The 24,499-nt window shown below is 61.3% G+C and carries 19 protein-coding genes and 1 pseudogene; all 20 read right to left on the bottom strand.

The window, feature by feature from the left end:
• Nucleotides 1-504: 504 nt before the first annotated feature.
• The 20 genes and pseudogenes from ABZW16_RS34200 to ABZW16_RS34105 all read right to left on the bottom strand — a co-directional run bounded on the left by ABZW16_RS34200 (nt 505) and on the right by ABZW16_RS34105 (nt 24,280).
• Nucleotides 505-738, bottom strand: coding sequence for a hypothetical protein (locus ABZW16_RS34200; RefSeq protein WP_354960248.1), 234 nt, complete (start codon nt 736-738; stop codon nt 505-507).
• Nucleotides 739-772: 34 nt separating this feature from the next.
• Nucleotides 773-1,222 carry a hypothetical protein gene (locus ABZW16_RS34195; RefSeq protein WP_354960247.1) on the bottom strand — a complete coding sequence of 150 codons (450 nt, stop codon included), beginning with the start codon at nt 1,220-1,222 and terminating at the stop codon, nt 773-775.
• Nucleotides 1,219-1,715, bottom strand: a pseudogene (locus ABZW16_RS34190) (DUF6301 family protein). Before ABZW16_RS34190 ends, ABZW16_RS34195 begins: the two are co-directional and overlap by 4 nt.
• Before the next feature lie 51 nt (nt 1,716-1,766).
• Nucleotides 1,767-2,042 carry a hypothetical protein gene (locus ABZW16_RS34185; protein WP_354960246.1) on the bottom strand — a complete coding sequence of 92 codons (276 nt, stop codon included), beginning with the start codon at nt 2,040-2,042 and terminating at the stop codon, nt 1,767-1,769.
• 107 nt (nt 2,043-2,149) lie between these two features.
• Nucleotides 2,150-3,295, bottom strand: coding sequence for a DUF6301 family protein (locus ABZW16_RS34180; protein WP_354960245.1), 1,146 nt, complete (start codon nt 3,293-3,295; stop codon nt 2,150-2,152).
• A 36-nt stretch (nt 3,296-3,331) separates the two neighbouring features.
• On the bottom strand, nt 3,332-3,745 hold the full coding sequence (locus tag ABZW16_RS34175; protein ID WP_354960244.1) for a hypothetical protein: 414 nt from the start codon (nt 3,743-3,745) through the stop codon (nt 3,332-3,334).
• 119 nt (nt 3,746-3,864) lie between these two features.
• A complete protein-coding gene (locus ABZW16_RS34170) occupies nt 3,865-6,591 on the bottom strand; it encodes a hypothetical protein (protein WP_354960243.1) in 2,727 nt (908 codons plus the stop codon).
• Between the two features lie 65 nt (nt 6,592-6,656).
• Nucleotides 6,657-7,187, bottom strand: coding sequence for a hypothetical protein (locus ABZW16_RS34165; protein WP_354960242.1), 531 nt, complete (start codon nt 7,185-7,187; stop codon nt 6,657-6,659).
• A gap of 138 nt (nt 7,188-7,325) precedes the next feature.
• Nucleotides 7,326-8,561, bottom strand: coding sequence for an NAD(P)/FAD-dependent oxidoreductase (locus tag ABZW16_RS34160; RefSeq protein ID WP_354960241.1), 1,236 nt, complete (start codon nt 8,559-8,561; stop codon nt 7,326-7,328).
• Between the two features lie 351 nt (nt 8,562-8,912).
• Nucleotides 8,913-10,238 (bottom strand): cation:proton antiporter, encoded by a 1,326-nt coding sequence (locus ABZW16_RS34155; protein ID WP_354960240.1) that lies wholly within the window; start codon nt 10,236-10,238, stop codon nt 8,913-8,915.
• A gap of 62 nt (nt 10,239-10,300) precedes the next feature.
• Complete coding sequence (locus tag ABZW16_RS34150; protein WP_354960239.1) at nt 10,301-11,500, bottom strand: cytochrome P450; 1,200 nt, start codon at nt 11,498-11,500, stop codon at nt 10,301-10,303.
• Between the two features lie 407 nt (nt 11,501-11,907).
• Nucleotides 11,908-12,312 carry a cupin domain-containing protein gene (locus ABZW16_RS34145; protein WP_354960238.1) on the bottom strand — a complete coding sequence of 135 codons (405 nt, stop codon included), beginning with the start codon at nt 12,310-12,312 and terminating at the stop codon, nt 11,908-11,910.
• Nucleotides 12,296-14,440 (bottom strand): iron-containing redox enzyme family protein, encoded by a 2,145-nt coding sequence (locus ABZW16_RS34140; RefSeq protein WP_354960237.1) that lies wholly within the window; start codon nt 14,438-14,440, stop codon nt 12,296-12,298. The genes ABZW16_RS34145 and ABZW16_RS34140 overlap by 17 nt, the downstream gene beginning before the upstream one ends.
• A 46-nt stretch (nt 14,441-14,486) precedes the next feature.
• Nucleotides 14,487-16,163, bottom strand: a complete 1,677-nt coding sequence (locus tag ABZW16_RS34135) for an MDR family MFS transporter (protein WP_354960236.1) — start codon at nt 16,161-16,163, stop codon at nt 14,487-14,489.
• A 57-nt stretch (nt 16,164-16,220) separates the two neighbouring features.
• Nucleotides 16,221-17,966 carry a carbamoyltransferase N-terminal domain-containing protein gene (locus ABZW16_RS34130; RefSeq protein ID WP_354960235.1) on the bottom strand — a complete coding sequence of 582 codons (1,746 nt, stop codon included), beginning with the start codon at nt 17,964-17,966 and terminating at the stop codon, nt 16,221-16,223.
• Nucleotides 17,967-18,036: 70 nt separating this feature from the next.
• Nucleotides 18,037-19,440, bottom strand: coding sequence for a cytochrome P450 (locus ABZW16_RS34125; RefSeq protein WP_354960250.1), 1,404 nt, complete (start codon nt 19,438-19,440; stop codon nt 18,037-18,039).
• Between the two features lie 124 nt (nt 19,441-19,564).
• The gene (locus ABZW16_RS34120; RefSeq protein WP_354960234.1) at nt 19,565-20,764 is read right to left on the bottom strand and encodes a cytochrome P450; all 1,200 of its coding nucleotides are present in this window, start codon (nt 20,762-20,764) and stop codon (nt 19,565-19,567) included.
• A gap of 404 nt (nt 20,765-21,168) precedes the next feature.
• A complete protein-coding gene (locus tag ABZW16_RS34115; RefSeq protein ID WP_354960233.1) occupies nt 21,169-22,011 on the bottom strand; it encodes an acyl-CoA thioesterase domain-containing protein in 843 nt (280 codons plus the stop codon).
• 37 nt (nt 22,012-22,048) lie between these two features.
• Nucleotides 22,049-23,086: an acyl-CoA dehydrogenase family protein gene (locus ABZW16_RS34110; protein ID WP_354960232.1), complete on the bottom strand. Its 1,038-nt coding sequence runs from the start codon at nt 23,084-23,086 to the stop codon at nt 22,049-22,051.
• A 15-nt stretch (nt 23,087-23,101) separates the two neighbouring features.
• On the bottom strand, nt 23,102-24,280 hold the full coding sequence (locus tag ABZW16_RS34105) for an acyl-CoA dehydrogenase family protein (RefSeq protein WP_354960249.1): 1,179 nt from the start codon (nt 24,278-24,280) through the stop codon (nt 23,102-23,104).
• Nucleotides 24,281-24,499 lie beyond the last annotated feature (219 nt).

The following is a 24,499-nucleotide window of genomic DNA, read 5'->3' as shown; positions in this document are numbered from 1 at the left end:
GGTCGTCTTCAGAAGTGATACAGGCTCGCGGTGCTTCGAGGGGTGGTGTGCCAAATGTGAGGGTGGAACCCCACATTCGTGTTCTGGACTCTTCCAGAATTTTGCGTGCGTCCCCCAATGAGGCAGCGCTGGGTGCTGCGTCGCTTACCGTTGCGTCGGCTGACAGATGCCGACCGGTGACAGTCAGTCCTGCTGCGCGGCAGCCGACTTCGACCAGCCCGATCGATGTCGAGATATCGAAAAAGGGGAGGGCATCAATGATGATGGACTATTCATCAGCGCCGGTGCGCAGCAGCGTGATAGTGGATGCACGAATTGACGGGTATCGCGGGTGGTTTCGGACTCGGCATCCCAATTCGCTGCCCACTGCATCGTTCGCGGCGCTCGAGGGGGCAAGCCCGATGACCGCTCGAAGTTCCTCGAGTTGGGCTTGATCGAGCCGACCTGTTGTGACCAGGCGAAACCGCCGCATCAGTTTCATTCGAGGCCCTCCCGATGTTGCCTTCACGACTGCACTACGCGATCGGGCGATGTGCCGCTGTCCAGCCACGCCGTTGCGATCCTTCTCGCGACGGCCCGATAGAGCATATCGTCGGCGCTGTCCTCTGACGCGATTACCGCTGTGGCCTTGTTCAGGACCAACGTGTACTGACTGCCCTGAATATCGGTGTACCGGTAGCGAACTCGTTCCTCGTCTTCCTCAATTTTCTCGATTTCTGCGTACAGTGCCAATGTCATGGCCTCCTTGTCCCGAAGCTCGGATGACAACCGATCAAACCTGACGTGCCAGCCCGAGCAGTGGCAGGTCGAGGTCGCGTTCGTCCGCGTTGTTGTTCCATGCGGTGTAGGTCAAGGACCCCGGGTCGGTGATTCGGAATGCGTCACGGAGTCCGGTCACCACCATCGCCGCCAACTGGCGGTAGATGGCTGAAGTGACCGGCCATGGCAGTTCGATCCACCAGTAGGGGCCGTGGTCGGAATCGGGTTCCTGCCAACCTGTCTCGGTGATCGAGCGGTGTCCCGTTTCGCCCGGCCGTGCGGAGGGATCGAGGAACTCATCGCCTACCAATTCGGCTAGAAGCTCGCTGTCGGTCTGCGCGAACTGCGCGAACCTCTGGTGGCCTGGTGGGAGTCCCGCCTCTACGATCTTTACGATCGCGCCTGCGGGCAGTACAGCCAACTGATCGGCCAGTCGCTCGGTGAATTCCGTCCAATCCGTCATGTCAGGCCCTGCCGTTCGAATTCGATGGATCTGTCGAGAGCCGCCAGCGAGGCGTTCGTCTGATACGTCAGCTGGACAGCATGTGCGAGACTCAGATTCTTCAGGCGCAATGTTGTTTCCGGGAAAGCCCAACGGATTTCCGCGGCTTCCCCCGGCATGCGGGCGGTTGGTTTGCCGAGGGCGCCGGTTATGGCCTCGTTCATCCTGACGAACGCGTCATGCACCATTGCTCGGCCGGTCGCGTCCTCGCTCGCGGAGTCGTCACCATCAACTCGATGGACTCGGCTACCCCGTCGCGGCCGTTTACCGAACCGCTGCTCAGCCCGAAGCCGCAGTCGAGCATGACCCAATCCTTTCGGGTCATCAATACCTTCCAGTCGATCCTCGCCGCTATCGCGGGCACATCCTGCAGCTGCCACGACCAGTCCAACGACCGCAAGCCGGTAGCCAATTCGACTATCTCGTCATCGGTCAGCGCACGCCATCCCGTCATGGGTAAGGCAGAGGCCCGGTTGAGCATCTGGATTGATCTCGGGACACTGGATCAGCTGATGGTGTGTTCCTCGCTCAACGGGTTGCCATCAGCATCGACCTCCTCGTAGTCGATGCTGAATTCGAGATTCGCGCCTCGGCACTGTTCGGCAAGCTCATGCAGCCGGGAAACGGCAGCATCGACGGTGTCATCAATATGGCCTTCGAGGAGGAAGTAATTGGGCGGATTCTGTGGATCTGCCTCGTAGCAGAGCAGTTCGAAGCCGTCGGATTCGTAATGCGTTTCCCATCCCCGGCGGGGTCGCATACGCAGATCGTCGGTCGCCAACCACGACCTTAATATTTGCTCGATAATTTCCGGATTACCGGTTTCGATACTTCCGTGGAACGACGTACTCGGCACAATCTACTCCAATCTCACAATCGTAATCGCAGCTATCCTACCGAACGGCGTCTGGCCTCGTCCTCGCCGTAGAAGATCGTGATACCAGGGTTTTTCCGCAGGATCATGCGGATCGAGGGCGGTTGATAGGTGAGCATCAGCGTGTTCTCGATGCCCTCCCATTGGACCCACGGGCTCGTTCCCGCAGCGCGAGTGGTCGGCTTGCCATAACTTGCAATGAGAGCCGTTGCCATTCGCGTGAAGGCTTCATTCAGGTGTGCGTCAATTTTGTCATCCACGGTCACGGTAGCGACTGGCAGATCTATGAGTTCGGCGTCGACACCACGGCCACGGATGTAGCAGTTACCCGGAACGGATCTGGTATCTAAGGTTATTTGACCAGATTCTACATATTCCAGTGTCCAGAAGGATGCCGCGGCACCGAGACCGAGCAGGTCGTCCATCCGCCACGACCAAACCATATTTCGGAGCCCGCGAGCCAGGTCGACGACCTCATCATCATCCAGCGCCGGTCGTCGAGTTGGTGGGGTGCGGGGCTGGATTTCGTCGGCGGGCCGGATCGCTCGGTCGTCGCGATCCACTCTGTACCCCAGAGATTCGAACGCTGACATCGGTGTCCTGTCACGCTGGACTCGGTCAACGATCTCGTCTGCTTTTCGGCGTCTTGTTGGGTTTACAGCGACTGTCGACCGTAACGCTGCGGTGTCGAGGATCGCGTAGATAGAGGGATCGAAAAGTGGTAGCGGTTGGTCGTCGACCGACGCGGTGTCAATGGTTGTGCGTATCGGCGCAAGAGACGCGGCCAGGCGTCCCGGTGATGCCGTGTCGGTCTTGGCCGAGAGGGGCTCGCCAGCTGATAGTTGGCGTTCTAAAGTTGTGAATCCCACTGCACGGCAACCTAATTCGGCGAGGCCCTGCCACTTGGCGTATTTGGTGCCGGGTATGACATCCAGGGTGATGGTCCATTCCTCGGCGCCGGTGCGTATGAGAGCGAGCACCATTGCGGTGATCGTTTGATATTTGGGATGCTGTTCGGTACGGCGTCCCAACTCGGTGCCAACCGGGTCGACCACGGTTCCGGATGGGCTGAGTCCCAGGAACTCTCGCAGTTGATCAAGATGTGGTTGGTCGAGCAGATCGCGCAGGACCAGTGTCAGTCGTCTTTTCAGCAATTTCACGTCGCATCGATCCATGTTGGGTTTGCAAGGGCAGACTCAGAGACCTATTGCCGTCGTTCCTGTTCCACGTGTCGTAAACCATGGACGCCGGATCGGGAATGCGGAAACCGTCCCGGAGTCCGGTGACAACCATAGCTGCCAACGGGTAGCGGACGGCCGAGGAGATCGGCCACAGGAGCTCGATCCAGCAATTATCGGAATGATCGGTATCGGGTAGTTGCCAGTCGGCACCGATAACGTGGTGTCGCGCCCCTTGGGTAACCGGTGGCCGACCGGGGCTAGGCATGCGTCGCTAGTCGATTCGGCCACCAGTAAGTATTCGTCGATGGCGAATTGAACGAAGGAGAATCGGTTCCTGGACCCCATAGCAATGATCGTCATGATCGTGCCGACGGGCAACGCTGCTAGCTGCTCGGCCAGCTCCTTGGCGAACTGCTCCCATTCGGTCACGTGAGCGATCCTTCTCCCGTGGCGAGTCGTCGAAAGTGTGTGTCGATCGACGCCATTCGATCGCGTGATTATCCTAGTTGCTCGATCCCCCAGCGGTATCCAGTGTTTCCAGCTCATCGCTAGCGCTCGCGCTCTCGTGCTTGCTCACGCGCCTCGATCTCCCTGGCTCTTCTTGCCCGCTGGGCCGCCGCCTCGGGACGTTCCCGAACCGACCCGTGCGCGTCTGCGCCTTGGCCTAGCTCCAATAGGAAGCGTTGGACGATGACGTCGCGCTGGACCCCGCGTTCGATTCCCTTGGCGGCTTCCGCATAGCGGCGCGCCTGCGAGTTGTACGGTACTTCGATCGGTTCTCCTCCAGGCTGCCGGTAAATTAGCACCCCCTTCTCGACATCCCTTCCTATCGGATCGTTATTACGGACCAATTGATAGACTTTCGGATCGAGGGTCCGCATTCTATCTCCGGTCAGTTCGAGGGCCTTTGTCGGTCCGATGGTGTCATTGTGGTCCTGCCTAACGAGCTCGCGACCGAAAACATCCAATGCGTTCCCATGTGTCCGAGCACGTTCAGCCTCCAGAATTTGGGTTATGGGTTCAATCTGCGCGCGATTCAACCCCAGAGATTCGAGCGTGCGCGTATCGACCGCTCGTTCGTGTTCCAGAGCGCGGTGAATCTGATCATATATCTCGCGCGCCTGCGCGGGATCGATTTCCTTGCCCTGCGTGGCGGCCTGTTCGAGTTCCCGAGCCTGTTCGTGGATCAGTTCGATGAATTGTGTAGTTGCCCGTTCCATCGGTTCACGAGCTTCCATGACCTTGTCCGTCGCCTGTCGTACGAATTCATTCCGGAAGGCATCGCTTGCTTTGCCTAGAGTGCTGGCGCGATCGAGTTCCAATTCCCGGGCGACGAGTCGTTCATGGTTCGGATCCAGCCCCAATTTTTGAACTGCTCGAGACTCTATTTCTTGCTCGTGCCGAATGACACGTTCTATGGCATCGTAGTTCTGTAGCACCTGGGTCAGTTCCGGCGTCTTGCCCTCGGCAAGGATGGACTCCAATTCGCGAGCTCTGTTCAGTTCGTGCTGGACGAACCGTGCACGTTCCTTGAGGTGCTCGTCGCGGTATTCCAGGACCTTCTGAGTGGCAGCCTCGACTAGGTGCCGGTTGGCGACTTCGAGTTGGGCAGCCACCATATGGTTTTGCTCGTAGATGCCGATTTCCAGAACGTGCGCGGCAATTTTTGCCGACTCGCCCAACTCCAAGTCGCGCAGCACGTCCAGTCGGCTATCGAGTTCAAGCTTGTGCCCCGTGATCAAATGATCTCTAGCCAAGACGAGATCCCTGCTCAACTCGGACAGCGGAACCCCCCGCTCCAGTCCGCTCCATACTCGGTCGAGCGCCTCCTTTGCTTGGGCGTGCTCGATCGTGGCCTCGATATCCGGTAGTCGGTCATTGGCCAGCTCGACGGCCAACTCCACGATCTCCCGCTGATTCGGGGTGAGGCTCTCCAACGCATGCTCGCGTTGGTCGGCGAGGTCCCGGGCCAGCTCCTGCCCGCGTTGCGCGACCAGGTCGCGTGCGGGCGTGGGGGCGCGCTGGATGCCGTCGCCGCCACGGTAAATCCCTATGGGCGGTGGCAGGTCATCGCGCTCTGGAACGGCGGGGACCGGTTTGTCGTCTGTCTCATCCTGGATGCGGTAGAGGTTCTCGATCTCGCGCTGCAATTCGAGCTCTCGAGCCCCGTTCAATCTGTGGGCAAGTTCCTGCGCCCGATCCTTGTCGGTAGTTTCGACGACAGGTAGTTCCGGGCTCGAATCGAACGCACTATCCGGAACGATCAGAGATATGTCTTCGATATTCAGTTCTGGGTATTTTTCCTGAATTTCCTTACCAGCTACTTTGAGTGGCTTGGAGATATCAGAAGTGGATCTTACAACTCCTTTCAGGACAGCGTTCGAGAAGGTCTTTGCCTGGCCGTTGTAAGCATTTTTGTTGGCATCTATACGCTGCGCCAGATCCCACATCTCGGATCGGGTGAGGTCTTTCAGTTTCAACGGGACTGCCGGTGTCGCATCAGCGGGTCGGGTTGCGGCCCGACCGTCGAAGCGATCGGCAAGCAATTTATAGAACCGGTCCCGGTCGATAACGATTGCGAAATCGACATCTTTCGCTTCGGGTTTGCGCAGCGCAGACCCTTGAATGTACGGGTCGAGGTCGCCGAGCCCTGCTCGGTGGAGAGCTTCGTGGAAGTCCCGGGCGAAAGCGTTGAAGTGTTCGGTGCTGTCGAAGCGGTACGGATAGCCGCGTTGCGAAACAACGTTGGCCCAGTTGTCCATGTGGCGTGCGAGGGTGTCTGCGGTAACGGGTTTCGCGATGCGGGATCCGGTCTGAATGAGATCTGCGATGCTGCGATCGCTGAGCCCCAGCTGGCGCCCTTGCTCGACCAGCGCGTTGAGCTCTCGGTCGTTGTAGCTGAGCGCAAATTTCTCGGAATCGCCTGCGACTCGATCCCGAACCTTGTCGATGAGTTCTTTGGCAGGGACCTGTGATCGGTCGTCGGAGCGGCCACGGCCGAGTTCGCCCTTATTGACCGGCTCGTGGGGCCGACTGTCGCCAGCGCTCTGTGCCTCACGGGTGGGCTGGGCGGTGTGCTCAGGCTTGCCAATTTTGAGGTTGTCCTGCAGCGGTTTCCACGTAAGGTTCGGGTCACTGCGATCAATATGGGACAGCTCGCGATGTTTGGGGGCTTCAGATTGGTGGGGTTGCTCGAATGCGGATCGCTCACTCGGCTGGTCCGGCGGTTCGATATGATCCCGAGGTACGTCGAAACCCTCAGTGCCTGCTGGCACCAAGTCGGGTGCTGACGCCGTTGATGGAACTTCAACGTCCCGATGTAGCTCCGTATGGTCGTGGCCTACTCCTCGAAGGTCCCCAGTTCCGGCCAGGTCCCGTCTTGGTTCCGGCGCCAGTCGGCCCACGACACCGCCCTCGCCGCTGTCGAGCCGGTCGGCTGGAAGGTGAAGGTGTTCTTGTTGATGGTCAGTTGGAATTCCGTGGTCGGCTCCGGGGGTTGCGTCAGGGATTCGGTCCGGACGTGATACTGGATCGTCTGCGAATCCTCGTGCGTGCGCTGGATGCTCGTTCGCAACTGGGGTGGGTAGATCTGCAGGCCCTGAACTGGCTGACCGGTCCGGATCGCCTCGTCGTACATCTCTCCGATCGTGAACGGATGCAGGCTCGTGTGCACTGTGACCACCCCTGTCTGCCTGTTCACCACGTAGCTGCCCAAGCCGAGATCCTGTCCCCGCGCGATCTCCTCCGGGGTGAGCTTCGGACGGCACACCCATCCGTGCTCGAACGGAATCATCGCCTCGAACTGCTGGCTCGGAAAGATGCGGGCCAGATACTGCTGGACCTGCTCCTCGGTTTGGAACTGCTCGGGCACTACTAGATCCTCCGTGAGGGTCGACGGTCATGAACGACAGCGTTCGCCATTGCGAACATGATTCGAACCCGGCCCCAATTACGGGGCCGGGCCCATCCGGCTCGTCGGAAACGAGCACCTAGGACGATCGAGCAGTGGTCAAGCCATTTGCCGACTTCCAATCGCGCTATCCAAGCCTGAGATCAGGACAATGAAATCCTCCCTGGCTTTGCGCTCCGCTTCGGGATCGATCAGGTCACGCGCCTTCTCGAAGTACTCTTCGACCGGCTTGTTCTGGTCGTAGAAGAACCGCACAAACGTGACCACGATGTCAAGGATGGAGTGGTACTCCTTTTCGTAGTGGTCCAGGGTCTCGACCTCGGACTCCGGCGCATCAAGCACCCGCTCGGCGGCAATCGCAGCAAGCGATCCGCCTCTCATCGCGAGCATGACCCCGGTGGAGAACAGTGGGTCGATGAACCCGGCAGCGTCACCAACCTGCAGATAGCCTGGTCCGGACACCTGCTCGCAGACGTAGGACCAGTCCTTGGCAGTGCGGACCTGTGAGACCTCGACGGCACCGGCCAATAGCCGCCCGATCTCCCCTGCCTCACCGATGTTCTTGTACAGGAGCTCGGCCGGCGGCAGGTCCGAGGCGGCGAATTGCGTTCCCGGCGCGACAAATCCGACGCTGCATGTGTTGTCACTAAACGGGATCATCCACAGCCACCCGGGGGCGCAGGCTTCCACCACGATGTTGCCGGCGTCCTTGCCCTCCAGGCGACTTCCGCCCTGAAAGTAGGTCCACACCGCAAGGTTTTTCATATCGGGGTGCCAATTGACATTGTCGAACCGCCTGCCCAGCAGTTTTGTCTGGCCGGAGGCATCGAGGACCAGCGGGGCGCGAACTTCGACGACTTCGCTGGAGGGAACCCTGTTGTAGCGCACGCCGACACAGCGGTCCCCGTCGAAGATCGCCTCACGGACATTGGCCTCCTCGATCACGGTCGTACCGAGCCGGCGGGAGTGGGTCAGCAGCATGTTGTCGAATTCGGCCCGTTTGACCTCGTAGGCATACGGGTTCGGAGCCGACTCGCCGGTCTTCACGCTCGCCTCGATCTCGTCGAAGCGGATGGTCCACGGACTCTTGTTGGCGCCCCAGATCAGCGTGACACCGTGCTTGACGATGGCGCCCAGGTCCGCCAGTGCCTGCTCTGCTCCAAGCTCCCTGATGACAGGCATGATGCCCGGGATCAAGGACTCACCGATGTGGTAGCGAGGGAACTTCTCCTTCTCAAGCAGGAGGACGCGGCGTCCTCGTTTGGATAGGAGCCCTGACGCCGTTGCGCCCGCGGGTCCTCCACCTACGACGATGACATCGTATTGGTTCTGCATTATTGCTCTCCCGAACTGTAGTGGGTTGTCTCTGAATTTCTCGAATAGTGAGCCGCTGTGGTCTACGCGGCTTCGTGATGCCCCGGAGGGCGCGTGGGCGGGTTATCGAAATGAGAATTCCGGCGATGGAACATCGCACTCGAATTCCCATGTCGTTCGCAATGATTTCCGACGGCGGAAAGAAGGTCCGATTCGGAAGCGGCCACGCTTCTGCTCGGCACCGCGCCATGCGACGCGGGATGCTTCGACCAACGGGTGGTTCATTATCGCTTCTTCAATGATCCGGTCCGCCAGCCCTCTCTCGAATACGAGTGATCCGCCGGGGTGAGTCCGGAAACATATATCGTCGCCTCATGCCTTGCCGTCCGCCACCGCTCCGACCGGTGGGCTGCGGTATTCGGCAAGTCGAAGTTCCTCTTCGGAAGTCTGCTCGATGCGCCGCATCGTGAGTCGCAGGATCGGTGGTGCCATGATCGATGTGACGACGGCAACCAGGATGATGATCGTGTATGTGTCGTTTCGGATGACGCCGATTTGCAGGCCGACGGTTGCCACGACCACTTCCACGATGCCGCGGGCGTTCATTCCCGCGCCCAGAGCAAGTGCCTCCCACTGGTTGAGTCGGCTTATCCTGGCTCCGATGTAGGCGCCGATGAACTTTCCGGCGATCGCTGCCACTAGGATGAGTAGCGCAATTCCGATGACCGCGGCAGAATTGAGCTCTCTCAAATTCATGCGTAGTCCAGCAGTCGCGAAGTATACCGGCGCGAGGAACGCCAATACCAGAGGCCGCAGGCTCGCAATTTTCCCGCGTTCGAACGCTCCGCAGGAACTGATCACCGCTCCGCAGATGAATGCGCCGAAGATGGCTTCCAGTTTGAGTGCCTGCGCCGCAGCCGAGGAGACCAGGATGAGGAGAACAATCGTCCCGAGCGATTGCCCATTGTTGGAGCCGGTCCGCGCGAGGATGAACCTGACCAGTGGCCGTCCCAGCAGGACGGCAACGCCGACGAACAACAGCGGGTTGACGATGGCGACAAGCACGTTTCCTATGGTCAGCGAACCCGCTGCGGTCGCCGATACGACAGACAGCATGAACCATCCGAACGCATCGTCGACCACACCCGCCGCCAGGGTGAGCTGGCCGACGTTGCGATGGGTCAGGTTCATGTCCATCAAGGTCTTCCCGATCACGGGTATCGCGGTTACGCACAGAGCGACCCCGAGGAACAGAGCGAACACTCCATCGCTGATGCCGTCTGGTTTGAGCGTCCCCGAAATGGCGAGGCCCACTCCGATTCCAGCGGTAAGCGGTACGAGTATCCCGGCCAGGCTGACGCTGACGGCAGCTCGGCCGCGCCGTCGGATCAGGCCGAAGTCCATCTCCATGCCTGTCAGACAGACCAGCATCAGCAGGCCGACTTGGCCGATGGCATCCAAGAGGTGGGTCTGCTCGACCTGGGGCGGGAACAGCCAGTGAGTGAAACCGGGCGCCACCCAGCCGGCGATCGAGGGCCCCAGCAGCACTCCCGATAGCAACTCGCCGACGATCCTGGGCATGCTCAAGCGCTCGGCTAGACGCCCGAGCACCCGCGCGAGCAGGAGGAGCGTCGCGAGCTGCAACAATAGGATGAGCAGAGAACGGCCAGGGATCATCGGGATAGTCGTCGTTGTCACTCAGGCCTCCTTAAGATTTGTCGTGCCGAAACGCCGGGATGGCGGAAGAGTGGCGGCAGTGTTCACCAGGCGATCGGGAGGGCCATCGGGCCACGCACCACCATGCCTGCTTTCCAAGGGATCTCGTCGACGGGAACTGCAAGGTGCAGGTCCGGGAAGTGCTGCAACATCGCAGTAAGTGCGACCTGAAGTTCGGTGCGAGCCAGTGATGCGCCGACGCAATGATGGACGCCGTGGCCGAAAGTGATGTGGGGGTTGTGCTTTCGGTTCAGGTCGAGTGCGTTTGGGTCCGAGAAGACGGACTCGTCGATGTTGGCAGCTTGGGTGTCAGCAAAGACGGCGTCCCCTGCACGGATCCGGGTTCCACTGAGGACGACGTCCTCTGTCGCGATGTGCGGGAACAGGTTGCCTGCGTTCAGCTGGCTGAAGCGGAGCAGTTCCTCCACAGCGCCGGGAACCAGTTCCGGGTGGTCACAGAGATACGTCCATTGGCCTGCACTGGTGAGGAGCAGATAGACGAAGTTGGTGATCGAGCCAGCGGTTGTCTCGTGACCGGCGAGCAGCAGAACGATGATCAGGTTGATCAGTTCAGGCTCACTGAGGCGATCCTCGTTGTCGCGCGCCGCTACGAGCGCACCGAGCAGATCGTCTGTGGGATTCGTGCGGCGCTGCGCTATCTGCTGGGCCAGATAGGTGGCAAGCCCAGCGCTGGCGGCAGCGACCTTCTCACGGGAGTCGGGCGTGGTAGAGGCCATGGCTGCGCTGAATTCGAACAGGCGGTGCCGATCCTGATGGGGGACCCCGAGTATCTCGGATATGACAATGACCGGCAGCGGGAAAGCAAAGGCCTGTACCAGATCGACGCCCGGGCCCGCTGCCACAACCTCGGAGAGCAGTGTGGCGACGATGCTCTCGATACGTGGACGCATGTTGCGCACGCGACCGCTGGAGAAGGCACCTGCGAGCAGCCTACGCAGTCGCGTGTGCTCGGGAGGATCCATGCTCAGTATCGTGCGACTGGCCGGCCTCGGAGGAACGCGCGCGACGTCTTCGCGATCGATGGCCGCTGCACGGCTGAATCGTGAGTCCGTGAGCACGGCTCGCACGTCCTCGTACCGGGTTACGAGCCACCCTTCGCCGCCGTGCGGCAGCTGAACTCGCGAAACCGGTTCCTCCCTGTGCAGTTTCGCGAACAGGGCGGGCGGGTGTCCGCCCGGCGACGCGTCGAGCGGATACCGCAGCAGCTCGGTGTCGGCGGTCATACAATTTCCCTCTCTACAACAGAACAGCAATGCTGCATCGCCGCCATTACATGCGTCATGCAGAATTCTCGGTGTGCTTGGTGACACGGCATTTCACGGCCGCGATCTCCGGATTTCACCGATATCGCGGCCTGGCCGGCGTGCGCGCTTCACGAATGGAGATGGTTCTCGCGGCGATGGATATTCGAGAATCAGATCGCCAGCGCCCTGGGCCAAGCCTGTGATGCTGGACAGAATTCACTTCGGCTGCCTCCACCGCGAAGGCAGCACGCGCGGCCGCGGTGAAGATGCCGTCGAATTGGACGATTGTTTCGCCTCTCCTGCGCACAGTCGCCGGCGGGCCTGGCCGGCCCGGCTTCTCGTTGTGAATCCTCGGATCGGGCGCGGAGACCCGCGGCGGCACCGTGTCAGCTCTGGCTGCGGGCCATCTGCTCGCGTAGCGCCGCGAGAGTCTCGGCGGACATCGTGACTTGCGCTTCGGGCGAAGTCGCGGAGTCGGCGAAGACCTCGATCACGAGACTGTTGGGTTCTGCGACAACGGCGTGTTCCTGCTGGTCGGCGATTTCGACGCTGTCGCCGGCCACCAGGTCCTTGACTTCGCCATCGATCGTGACCTTCACCGAACCGGCGACCACGATGAACAACTGCGCCCCATGTTTGTGCGCGGGCACGTTCGCGCCGTCAGGGCTGCTGTGCAGGATCGTCCTGCCGTCCTCACCATCGATCACATGAGCACAACCCGTCAGCCAGGGTGGCAGATCCACTTTGGGAAGTAGATGCACCCATTCGGGGTATTCAGTCAGTCTCAGCATTTCGCGTTCCTTGTTGTTCGTATCCGGCGGTCGGTGGTTCCGGAGTAACGGGCAGCCCGGAAATCAACTCGTAACCGGTCGGCGGATTGAGCGATTGATAGCCGGTCCTAATTCGGTCATACACTTCGGCGAGTGCGTCGGATCCATCCGACACCGCCAATCCAGTGAGGTAGGAATCGATCGCGTCGGCGGCCCAAGCGGAGTGTCCGGTGGCCACGTTGTCGATCGTGTTGTGAATGTCGACGTGGAGCGTGCTGAACCCTTGTGCTTTCAGCATCTGTTGGGCACGGCGGTAGGTGCCGCCGACGCCAGACAGCTCTATCGCCAGATTGAGGCCGAGTAGCTCGGGGCGGAAGGTCCGCGGGAACCTGCCGATGCTCAACCAGTAGGCAGGTAGCGCGAAGGATCGATCCTCGAAACCTGACCATTCGGCGAAATCCCGGGACTCCGTGGGGGGGATGTCCTGTCCCATCTCGGTGAGAAGTTCGCGGAAGATCCTCGGATGGTTCAGTCGTGGCTGACCGTTACCCAGCTCATCCCAGTAGGTCTCGAACAAGAAAAAGGTTTGCTCTGACGTGGCGTACTCGTAGTCGCTAAAGCCCTGGAGCCACGCCCCGTCGATCATGTTCAGCGGCGCGGCCTGAACCATCAAGTCGATCACCCGCTCGCGCGGGGGCAAGGGCGCCTCGGCGATCGCCTCGAATTCAACGCTGTGCCGGTCATGCTGATCGCGCAGCCAGGGCCGTAACCCTTCGATGGCCCACGTGCTCGGGAGCTGCTTGGCATTGGCTTCCACGTCCCGTCGAGAGAGTGCCAGCCAGTCCCGGGCATACTTCTCCGCCCATGCCCGTGCCCCTGGTGTCACGGTGCGCTTGAGCAGTAGATGGTATGCCTTACGAATGCTGCCTGGCTCGTCGGCTTGCGCCGGCTCGGTCGTGAAGGTCAGGTTCGGGCTCGGAATCGGGTTGCTCGGCGAGTCAGCCCCGCGCCGGTATGGCTCGCTTGCACCATTGACAGGCAGCGAGTCGATCCAGCGGCGAATAACGGCCAGATCCGCGGCGGAGAAGACCCGGAACATCGGGCCGTGCTCCCCCACCAGCGCGTTGATCAGCGGGCTGGCATCAGGTCGCCCTGGTTTGATCAGCTTGCTGTTGGCCAGCTCGCGCAGGAACCCCGACGGGTCCTGGGATGATTCCTTCAGCCACTCGGCCAGCGAGCGTCCCGCGATCAAGACATCGTTGTGATAAATGGCTCCTTCGCGGCCGCGCTGGCGCAAGAGTTCTGCCATCTCCAGCGCGGGGTCCAGCGCAGCGTCCACGTCCGAATACAGCTCGCCACTCCATCGCGCGACGGCTGCGAACGCCCAGCCGAACCCGATGCGAATTCGGTTCGAGTCGTTGTGTCCGGCGGCAATCTCCTGACTGAGAGCCAGAGCTGATCGTCCGTCGCCGTCCCTGCCCTCCGAAGGATCGATCGAAGTCCAGTCGATCGAGTCGGGATATTCTCGCTTCAGCATTGCCAGCGGTGGCAGCAACCCGACGGTGCGCAGGAACAAATCAGCGCCCAGTATTTCGGGCCGGAAGTCGTCCGGGCGCCGACTTAGGGCGAGCAGGAGCGCGGGTAGACGGAAATGCTCGTCGGCGATACGAGGATCTTGTGTGATTCGAGCCGCCGGCACTGCGTGCTCGGACAGCCTCAGATGCCGCAGTAACGTCAAATACGCGCTACCTCGTGACGCCTGGGGAAGACCGACGCCTACGTCGATGCCGTACAGACTCAGAGTCGTCAGTACTTCGGGGTCTGCCGCGTTGCCCGGGGCGCTGAGCCACTGAAGCCAAGCGCCCGACCGCAAGGCCAAAGGTGCACAGGCCAACGCCACACGCCGTGCCAAAGCTTGTCGGTCTTGGTCATCCGAGCAGCCGATCAGACGCTCGTATCGGCCGGATTCGAGCGTAGCCCAGTTCACCGCACCGGCACGCAGCTCCTCGAGTGTCGACGACGGGTCGTCCTTCAGCGAAGCGAGCTCTCCGCGTATCTGATCAAGGAGCTGTCCATCGGCCAGGAACACCTCTGAGTCGATGGCCAACGAGTAGAGCGCGCGAAAACCGCCCGCAGCTGTCAATACCATTTTCTCTGCCCGTCTTCTGATGAAACCTTCGTTACGGGGTAGGTGGTCATGCCCGTGCCTCACCACTCGCGCGTACCGCTTGGATGCCGCTCGTCTGGCGCAGTGGAACTTCTCTCCATGTCAAGGCCAGCAGCAGACCCAGCAATGCCATGGCGGAGGTGAGCAGGAAAGCAACCGAGAGCGAATCGTTGAAGCCCTGCTTCAGTGGCCGAGACAACGCGGGCTCGAGCTTCTGGATCAGGGACGTGTCGTCCATCACGCTGCCGGTGCCGCCCTGATCTGCCCCGTTGCCCGTCATGCTTTGAGCGAAACGCTGCACCGCGGGATCGGCACTGTGGGCGTCCGCCACGACCGCCGCCGAGAATTCCGGTGTCAGAGCCGCGGACTCCACGGCAGATCGCAGATGCCCGGGCATCACACTGAACAGGACCGACAGCAGTACCGCGATCCCGGCCGTGCCGCCAATTTGTTGAAAGAATGTCAACGAACCGGTCGCGACCGCCATGTCCTCCGGCTCGACGGCATTCTGACTGGCCAATGTGATCGGCTGCATCAGGCAGCCGAGGCCGCAGCCGATCACGGCCATCAAGATCATGGTGGTCCACAGCCGGGAATCCGGGGTCATGTAGTGCGACAGGAACAGCGCCAGCGTGAGCAAGAACGATCCGATGATCGGGAAGATCCGGTACCGGCCACTGCGATAGATCAACCTGGCGGTGACGATAGATCCGATCATCATCCCGACCATCATCGGCATCGCCTGCACACCCGCCATCGTCGGGCTGGCCCCCCGGACCACCTGCAAGTACTGAGGTAACAGGGCTATTGCACCGAACATGGTCGCGCCCGCAACGAACGAGATGACCACTCCCTGCGCGAAGATCCTGTTCCGGAACAGCCGCAACGGGACGATCGCAGACTCGCCCATGCGAGTCTCCACTGCACAGAACACCAGCAGTCCCAGCGTGCCGATGATGAAGCAGGTCAGCGACTTCACACTGCCCCAGCCCCACGTACGCCCCTGCTCGGCCACGACCAGCAGCGGTGTGACGCCGACAGTCAAGGCCACGACACCCCACCAGTCGATTCGCCTTCTTCCTCCGCCCTTCGGCAGCAGGTTCAGCACCCGGGCGAGCACCACGACCGCGACAAGGCCGGTCGGCACATTGAGCACGAAAACCCAGCGCCAGCCCGCGATACCCATGATGTGTGCCTGACCAGACAGCACGCCGCCGAGCAGCGGGCCGATCATGGTCGCGATGCCCAGAACCGCCATCAAAATCCCGGTGTACCTGGCCCGTTCGCGGGGACTGACAATATCGCCGATGATCGTCATCGACAGGGAGAGCAGCCCGCCGGCACCCAGGCCCTGGATCGTGCGGAACGCAGCGAGCTGGTAAATCGAGGTCGCCAGACTGCACAACAACGAACCGGCAATGAACACCGTGATCGCCGTCAGGTACAGCCGCTTACGGCCGTACATATCCGACAGCTTGCCGTATAGAGGCGTGACCATAACCGACGCGATCAGGTAGGCGGTCGTGCACCAGGCCATCATCGAAAACCCGTGCAAGTCGTCGGCGATCGTACGGATCGAGACAGCGACGACGGTCTGGTCCAACGAGGCCAGGAACATACCCAGTGCCAGGCCGAGCAGCATCGTAACGATCTGGCGGTGGCTGAAACCACCATTCGCAGTAAATGTGTCATCACCCGAGGTCATCGCCCACCCTCACTTTCCCGGGACCGCCCGGCCGCAGCACTGCATCGCTCGGCCTGCTCACCGAGCAGACACCTGGGCCGACGAGTTGGAATAGAGAATTCCCTCGGACCAGATGTATCGGGCCCCTCCCCAATGAGCCGCAGACGCGACATCAGGGAAGAATCCCAGGCCATTGAAATTCGCACTCGTGTTGCACAGCACGGGGATCCCGCTGACCTCTTCGTAGGCCGCGAGAATCCGGCTGGTGGCGTTGCCTGCAGCCGCGTCGATGGTTTGCAATCGGGCGGTGCCATCGAGGTGAAGCACTGCCGGAATACGGTCGGCCCATTCAGGGCGCGGGCGATGCTCGAACAGCATGTACGGATCGTGACCGCCTGGATTGAACACCTCTGCCGCCCGAGAAGTCAGACAAATCGGGGCGACCGGACGGTATCCGGCCCGGTCCTTCATGGCGTTCAATCGGTCTTTCATGGTCGGACTCGTGGCCGGCGCGAGGATACTGCGGTTCCCCAGGGCCCGCGGGCCGATCTCCGCCCGGCCCGACAGCACCACCACAGGCTCCCCCTCGTGGTGCAATATGTGCGCCAGCTGGCGTTCGTCGCACGCTTCGCCATGCCATCCGGCAGGGAGGTCACCACCGAGTACCTTCGGGCCGGAGTAGACGTTCCACTCGAGCGCGAGACGACCCTCGTAGAACATCTCACAACTGGCAGTGCCGATCGCAGCGCCGGAGTCGTTGGCGAACGGAGGAACCCATATTTCTTCGAAAAGCCCGCTCTCACGCAGCAGCGAGTTCCATTTGATGTTCAGCGCACATCCTCCGGACATCACCAGGTTGGGTGCCAGCTCGCCGAGTCGATGTGCCGACGGACCGAACTCTCCTACCCATCCGCTTCGCGCGAGAGCTTCGAGCGAGCGCAGCAGCCGCTCTCCGATATAGGCCTGGAAGGTGGCGATGAGGTCAGCGTCACTCAATCCGGGCATCAATTCGTCACGGTTGACCGCGATCTTCTCTCCGACGATTCTGGCATTTGTCACGGAGGCGTCGGGCAGAGCGGCGAATATTTCTCCGAGAACGGAGTAGGCTCCGACTTCAACCTTTCCCAGGGCGGCGAAAGCCATCGCTTTGCCGGCGATCGACAGATGCTGCTGCATGAGCTGATCTTCAGACAATCCTTCCGTTTTCCACAGAAACGGCTCGAATTGAGAGCTGAAGTCTGCGAGGCAGCCTCCGTAGATTGGGAACAGGTTCGCGACCGGCGCGACTTCCCGCGTCGCCGCCTTGACGTGGTACAGGCGCGGAACACTGCCGCCGTCCCACACCAGCACCATCGCGTCCTCGCCGCGCGCGGCGAACGGGCTCGAACAGTAGCCACCGAGAAGATGATTGCTGATGTGATGGTAACTGGAGTATCCGTCACCACCGAGGTCGAAGTCCTGCTCGCGGAAGTGATAGCGCTTCATGGGCTGACTGACACCGGGCCGATCCTGGTAGGGCGCTACTGCCGCCTCGGCCGGAACACCCCGGTTCGACATGCGCATGGTCGGCGGGGTCTGCGACTCCAGGGCGGCCGTGCGGTCGGCTGTGGTCTGCTCGAACCACCCGTCCACGACGAATCGGTCGACATCGGCCGGTTCGATACCTTCGGATTGCAGGAGCTCGGTGACCGAGGCAAGGTCGCCAAGCGGGCTGTACCTGTTTCCGTTCCCCAGCTTCTCCATCTCGATACTGAAGACGAGCCGGTTGTCATCGATGACCGCAATTCCGCCGTCGTGAGAGACCTTTATTCCACATATCAGCATAACGTTCTACCCAAATTTCCCGATGAAACGACAATAAGATAGTCAGCCGGACGACCGCATGCGAGCAGTGCTAACCTGTTCTCTCCTGCAAAAACATCGACATTCCGTTCTCCGGCCCGAGAACGCCCTGCATTCGTAGTTTCGGCTCATATCCGGCCGGGAGGGTCACATCGAATCTGCGAGCGAGATGAACCAAAATAGTCTGAGCTTCCAGAAATGCGAAGTTCTTTCCGATGCAGATCCTCGGGCCTCCTGCAAACGGATGGTACGCGAAGGGGTGCATCTCCGTCTCCGCATTTCCCATCCACCGTTTCGGTTCGAATTTCAGAGGATTCTCCCAGAAATCGGGGTGCCGATGAGTCAAATACGGCGAGAGCAGGACAACCGATCCCGGCGGGATGACATACGAGTCGATACAGTCCTCCTCCACGACGTCCCGCACATAGATGGACGCCGTCGGATAGAGCCGCAGGGTCTCCTTGATGACCGCAAGGGAGTAGGGAGCCAGCTTTTCGAGATCGCCCGGGTCGATGTCGGTACGAAGCGCATCGAGCTCGGCGTGCAACTCCGCTGCAACTTCGGGATTTTTCGCCAGTAGATACCACACGAACGAGAGCGCTTTCGCCGTTGTTTCGTACCCTGCGATGAACATCGTCACGCATTGATCTTTCAGGCGCCGATCGGCCCCGGCGCCCGCACCTTGACTCTCCTCCCCCTCGATCATGTGTGTGAGCAGGTCCGCCGGTCTTTCGCCGGGGGCCATCGCACGACGCTCTGCGATCAGTCCCAGGATGAACTCATCGACTCGCCGCCGCGCGGCCGCGTGCCTGTCCCGTTTTGCCGACGGCATCCATTGCGGCACCCTGAACCGGTCGGTGTTCTTGCCCTCGCTGTATTGGACCAGCGTCTCCACGGCGCTCTCCAGCTCCACGACGGTATCCCGCGCCGTGGTGCTGAACAGGCTGTTCAGGAGAAGGGATGCAGACAGCGTGGCCATCTCGGCCGGCATATCGATCGGCGCTCCGAGCCGGGATGCCTGCAACCACCGTTCGGAGAACCAATCCATATTCGACGTGAATACCGGGCCGTAGTCGCGAACCACTGCTCGCGGCGTGAAGTGCGGCGCAAGCATCTGACGCTGCCTGCGCCATTCTGCACCGACGCTCGTGGTCAGGCCGTCTCCGCCGATCCAGAATTTCCGGATATGGTCGTAGCTCGGCCCTTTGGTGTACTTGTCGGCGTTTGTCAGGTTGACCAACCGGGCGTGTTCGGGGTGGACCAGCAAGATCATGCGTTTGGGGCCGATATGGAGCTGGGCCACATCGCCGTGAGTCCGCCACAAGCTTTCCATCACCGATAGCGGACCATGCTTCTTGGTGTCCATGGCGATCGAGAGGCCGAACCTCTCCGTACGCCCTGGAATCACATGATTCCGAACTGCCGTGACCTGTTCGGCAGCCGAAGACCCGCGCATCGGGCACTCGCCCATACTTGTATTCATCAGAAGAGCTGTCCTTGTTGATAGTCGCGGCCGGACGGTCGAACCGATGGGTGATTCGCGGCACCGGGTCCGCTCTGCGGGCTGCCCTGCGAGGCCCTCATCGGTCACGCCCGAGGGTGAGCGGCAAGTCTTCGAGTTGCCAGATCGTGGAGTCCTCGCGCCATCGCACTTGATCGACCGCGACGCCGAGACGGGCGTCGGGGTATCGCTCCACGAGGGCACGCACTCCGATACACAATTCAATGCGTGCGATCTGGTATCCCAGGCACAAATGAGAGCCGTGGCCGAACGACAGATGCGAGGTCGCATTCCGATCGAACCGCACATCCTCTGGGTCCTCGAATACCGCGGGATCGAGGTTGGCCATGCCTGCGGCAGGCATCACGTAGTCGCCGACCTGCATGTCGACACCCGCGAGGGTGACCGGCTCCCGCACGATCCACGGAAGGGATTCGCCCCCGGCCAGGGAGATCTTTCGCAGGAGTTCCTCGACCGCTGCCGGGACGAGGCTCGAATCGGCGGCCAGTCCTTTCCAGAGGTCCGAGCGCGTCTGGAGCAGGAGAACGGATTTGCTCATCATCGTCGCGGTGGATTCGAAACCTCCGGCCAGCAGGGAGATGACCAGGATCGCGATCTCCCTGGTTTTGAGCTCACGCCGGTTGGCCACTGCCGAGATGAAATCGTTCGCGGGCGTAGCTCTCCGCTCCTGGACAAGTTCGGTCACGCACTGGCCCAGGCCCAGATACGCCTCGGTAATGACTGCGGGGTCCGCCGCCTGACCCGACGCAGTCAACAGCGTCTGAACCCAGCAAGCCATGACCTCAGCGGTTGCGGGCGACAGGCCCAGCAACTCGGACAGCATGCGGAGCGCGAACGGTTTGGCTACCTGGGATACGTAATCGCCACCTCCGTTGGCGGCCATCGCGTCCAAGAGTTCGGACATGATTGCCTCGCCGCGCTCCTCCAGAGCCGACAGTCGTGGCGCGTCCAGTTCCCGGAGGAAGGCTCGCCGGAGTTTGACGTGTTCGCGCTCCTCCATACAGCCGATCGCACCTTGCAGGAGAATTCCTTCGGTGAGACGTGGGGCGGACTCGGTGTTCATGCCGATACGGCTGAAGCTCTTGCTGCCGTACACCGAGCGGACGTCATCGAATCCCGTCACTACCCAGCACGGCTCGCCGTGCGGGTACTGTAGGCGCGCCACGCCTCCCTCGGCCGCGATCTTGCGCATTACCGGATCGATCTCCAGGCTTCGAGGCACTTCCGATGGATAGTTGTGAATCGGGCTATTGGACATTGCACGGTCTCCTAATCCGTGTTCAGAAACGACAACGCGGGCGAATCGTGACGTCGCCCGGAAATGCATCTCGCAATTGAATTCAGTCGCCGCTTTTGCGCTCTCACGGAATCGTGCCCGAACCTATAACACGCTGCTCCGGCGAGGCAATGGGGGCGCGTCCCATGAATATTTCGACCAGATTCGAGCACATCCTGGCCGCGGTTCACCGCGACGCGTCACCGAACGGAATGAACGGGCGCAAGAGTGCGCCCGACTATTCGGCAAAAGCCCCGTCGGTCGACGACCAATGCGCATTGTCGTCTGTAGGGCGAATTATTCCTCTGCGGATCGGCGCCCACCGAACCGGTGTGCTGCCGGAATGTCAGTGGATATCCCTGTTCGCCGACGCCGGCGGCGCGGTCTCAGCGGGGAGCCGGTTCTGCTGTGCGGCTTCCCTTCTCCCAATTGTGGGGGCGGCTGACGACATCCAGGCTTCCTGTACTGAGGGCCAGCGCGCTCACGACGCTGATACCGAAGCGACCGGCACTGTCCCACATCGTTGATGCGCCTGCGGCGACCCCGTCTGCGGAGAGATGGTTGTCGGCCTCGATTCCGATGGTCGTCCCGATCGGCATCCGCGCCAGGACAACGGTGACGTCGTGATTGATGAACGCGATCCCCTGGTCGCCCCAGCTGGTCAGGGTATTTGTCATCTCACCAAGCATGGCCGCGCGCACAAATGGCGTGTTGTCCACGTCGGTGAGTAGTTGAGGCTGGTTGAACCACAACCGCTTTCGGCTCGCGTTCTGATGTTCGGACATCGATTCACTCCACCCGTCGGGGTGAGCATCGCTGCCCCATAAGACCGCAGGCATCGCCGATCCTGTGGCAAATTGCTCGGGCATCAGCATGGGTTCGGAGTCCGGCTGCCAGCGTGTGCCGTCCGGATTGCCTGCCGATCGGGTGGTGACCATCGAGGCTCTCGCAGCGACACGATCACCTTGGCGCAGAATCACATCGGCAATACGCATGCTGCGCCCGGAACGCACGAGTGTGGTCTCTGCCTGCAGAGGGGCGAAGGCAGGTAGCCGGAAGATATCTAGTGTGAATCGCGCTACCGAAAACCCCGGCTCGCCGTGCTCGGATTCGAGTGCCTGGGCGGCCAGGCCCGCCAGTGCCGACCCATTGACGGACTGTGCCGCCCACTGCCCGCCTGCGAAAGACAGGGGTTCAAATCCCTGGTCAGTTTGGGTAAAGAACGCCATCACATCTCCTCATTCACAACATGTCTTGGTCATATGTTCACGCCGGTTCGTGAGCGAGCAATGCACCGAGAGCTCGAAGTTGCGCAGTGGCTCCTCCGAGTGAGAACTCGGCGCGCTTTGCGGCCGCGTAATAGCGGTGGACCGGCCCGTCGATGTCGATGCCGACGCCCCCATGGATGTGTACCGCGGTGTGCGCCACTCGATGTCCCGCCTCAGAAGCCCAATATTTCGCTGTGGCGATCGCAGCGGCGGCGGGCAACCCTTCGGCTTCCATACACGCGGCTTGCCACTGCGTCAGCCGCACGGCTTCGACGTCGATGTAGGCGTCAGCAATCCGTGCTCGTACTGCCTGGAAGGAGCCGATCGGCACGCCGAATTGCTTGCGAGTGCGGGCGTACTGGGTGGTCAACGCCAACGCCTGTTCCAAAACACCGAGCTGCCATGCGCACCACGCGAGGGTCGCACGACGCATGACCCAGGCGACCGCGTGCGGGCCGCCCAGGAACTCTGCCTCGACCCCATCGAGCTCTAGCAGGGCGCCGTCTGCGGTGTCGACCAACCGCTGGCCGGTGACGACAACCCCGAACTGCAGTCTGTCGACCAGATAGAGGCAGCCATCGGCGACCACCAGGAACGCGTCGGCGAAAGCGCCCGCTGTCACCGCTGTCTGAGTTCCGCACAGTCTCGAGTCCGCGGCCGTGAAGCCATCGCCCAACGCCAGCCCGATCGTCATATCGCCGCGCAGCACCGGGAGAGCCCAGCACTCGATCTGGTCGGCGCTACCGAACTCCGCCAGAGCGGCTGCGCCGACCGCGATGGAGCTCAGATAGGGAACAGGTGCGGCACGCCGTCCGATCTCGGTGAGGATGGAGCACTGCTCGAGCAGCCCGAAGCCGCTGCCGCCCACCGAATATGGAAGAGCCGCCTCGAGGAGCCCCGTCGTGACGAACGAATGCCACAGTTCGGCGTCGAATCCGGTGGCTGCCGGCTTCGGGTTTCTCTCTGCCCAGTCCGCGAGAACCTTCGTCGCGATGCCCGTAAGGTCCTGCTGCGCCTCAGTAAGGTTGAAATCCATTGGTGTGTCCTCGATCTAGCGAGTGATTGGCAGGCCGAGCGTGGCAGCGATGATCTCCCTCTGCACCTCGTTCGTTCCACCACCAAATGTGAGGATCAGCGAGGCGCGCTGATAGCGCTCGATCCGGCCGCGCAGCATCGTGCCGGCCGAATCGTGACGCACGACCGCGCCTGCGCCGAGTACTTCCATGAGGAGCCGATAGCATTCGAGAGCGAACTCGGTGCCGAAAACCTTGGTCGCGGAGGCATCCGCGGGAGCCAATTGCCCAGACTCGGTATCCCCGGCGATCTTCCAACTGCGCAGCTTCTGGTACTCGACGTTCGCGTGAACTCGAGCCAGGTGGGTCTGGACCCACTCGGCGTCCGCAACACGGGATCCTTCGGGGGTCCGGGTATTCTGGGCCCATTCGCGAACCTGACGCAACGCCTCCTGCATCGGCGCAGCTGCCGACAGGGCCACCCTCTCGTGATTCAGCTGGTTTGTGATCAGATTCCAACCGAAATGTTCATCCCCGACTACGTTGCTCGCCGGGACACGAAGGTCGGAGTAGTAGGTCGCGCTGGTGCCGACCCCGGCGACCGTGTGAATCTTGGTCCAGGAGAAGCCATCGGCTGTCGTTGGCACGATGAGGATGGACAGGCCCTTGTGTCGCTTCGCATCCTGATCGGTGCGAGCTGCCAGCCAGACGTAGTCGGCGTACTCGATCAACGAGGTCCACATCTTCTGGCCGTTGATCACATACTCGTCCCCGTCGCGGACTGCACGGGTGCGAAGGGAGGCCAGGTCGGTTCCTGCTTCCGGCTCGGAGTAGCCGATCGCAAAATGCAGTTCACCCTTGGCGATCTGCGGCAGAAAGAACTTCTTCTGTTCATCGGTACCGAATCGCATGATCGTGGGGCCGACAGTGTTCACGGTGAGAAACGGCACCGGCACGTCGGCAATGGCGGCTTCCTCGGTGAATATGAGTTGATCGATCATCGATCTCCCCTGACCACCGTATTCTGTCGGCCATCCCATCACCAAATATCCGTCGCGGCCGAGCTGCCGAACAATTTCTTTGTATGCGGTTCCGTCGCCGTATTCACCGCCGGGTCCGGCCAGCGCTTCTCGCCGATCGTCCGTCATGAGCTCCGCAAAATATGCGCGTAGTTCCGCGCGCAAACGCTCCTGTTCATCGGTGAAGCCAATTCTCAACGTGCCCTCCACGATTGTTTGCATCCGAACCACGATCAGTGCCCGAGACCTGCGTCATCGTCGACAATTCGGTCGATCACACAATTACTTGGCCGGCATACGCCAGCACCGAATTCCACCCTGAGCCTTTGAACCGTAGCGGTTGTCATGCTGTCGCACAATGTCCTCGGATATCGGCTCCGGCATGCTGGCTGATGAATCTGGCGAAATTCGCCCAGG

It is taken from the genome of Nocardia sp. NPDC004604, from assembly GCF_040609795.1.
In the GTDB taxonomy this organism is placed as follows: domain Bacteria; phylum Actinomycetota; class Actinomycetes; order Mycobacteriales; family Mycobacteriaceae; genus Nocardia.
This window is presented reverse-complemented; position numbering and strand designations above follow the sequence as displayed.

Coding starts and splice junctions, on each gene's coding strand:
- ABZW16_RS34145 (WP_354960238.1), bottom strand. CDS start 12,312: ATGCTGAGACTGACTGAATACCCCGAATGGGTGCATCTACTTCCCAAA.
- ABZW16_RS34160 (WP_354960241.1), bottom strand. CDS start 8,561: ATGCAGAACCAATACGATGTCATCGTCGTAGGTGGAGGACCCGCGGGC.
- ABZW16_RS34125 (WP_354960250.1), bottom strand. CDS start 19,440: ATGCGCGGGTCTTCGGCTGCCGAACAGGTCACGGCAGTTCGGAATCAT.
- ABZW16_RS34200 (WP_354960248.1), bottom strand. CDS start 738: ATGACATTGGCACTGTACGCAGAAATCGAGAAAATTGAGGAAGACGAG.
- ABZW16_RS34135 (WP_354960236.1), bottom strand. CDS start 16,163: ATGACCTCGGGTGATGACACATTTACTGCGAATGGTGGTTTCAGCCAC.
- ABZW16_RS34110 (WP_354960232.1), bottom strand. CDS start 23,086: ATGGATTTCAACCTTACTGAGGCGCAGCAGGACCTTACGGGCATCGCG.
- ABZW16_RS34195 (WP_354960247.1), bottom strand. CDS start 1,222: ATGACGGATTGGACGGAATTCACCGAGCGACTGGCCGATCAGTTGGCT.
- ABZW16_RS34115 (WP_354960233.1), bottom strand. CDS start 22,011: ATGGCGTTCTTTACCCAAACTGACCAGGGATTTGAACCCCTGTCTTTC.
- ABZW16_RS34140 (WP_354960237.1), bottom strand. CDS start 14,440: ATGGTATTGACAGCTGCGGGCGGTTTTCGCGCGCTCTACTCGTTGGCC.
- ABZW16_RS34130 (WP_354960235.1), bottom strand. CDS start 17,966: ATGCTGATATGTGGAATAAAGGTCTCTCACGACGGCGGAATTGCGGTC.
- ABZW16_RS34120 (WP_354960234.1), bottom strand. CDS start 20,764: ATGTCCAATAGCCCGATTCACAACTATCCATCGGAAGTGCCTCGAAGC.
- ABZW16_RS34150 (WP_354960239.1), bottom strand. CDS start 11,500: ATGACCGCCGACACCGAGCTGCTGCGGTATCCGCTCGACGCGTCGCCG.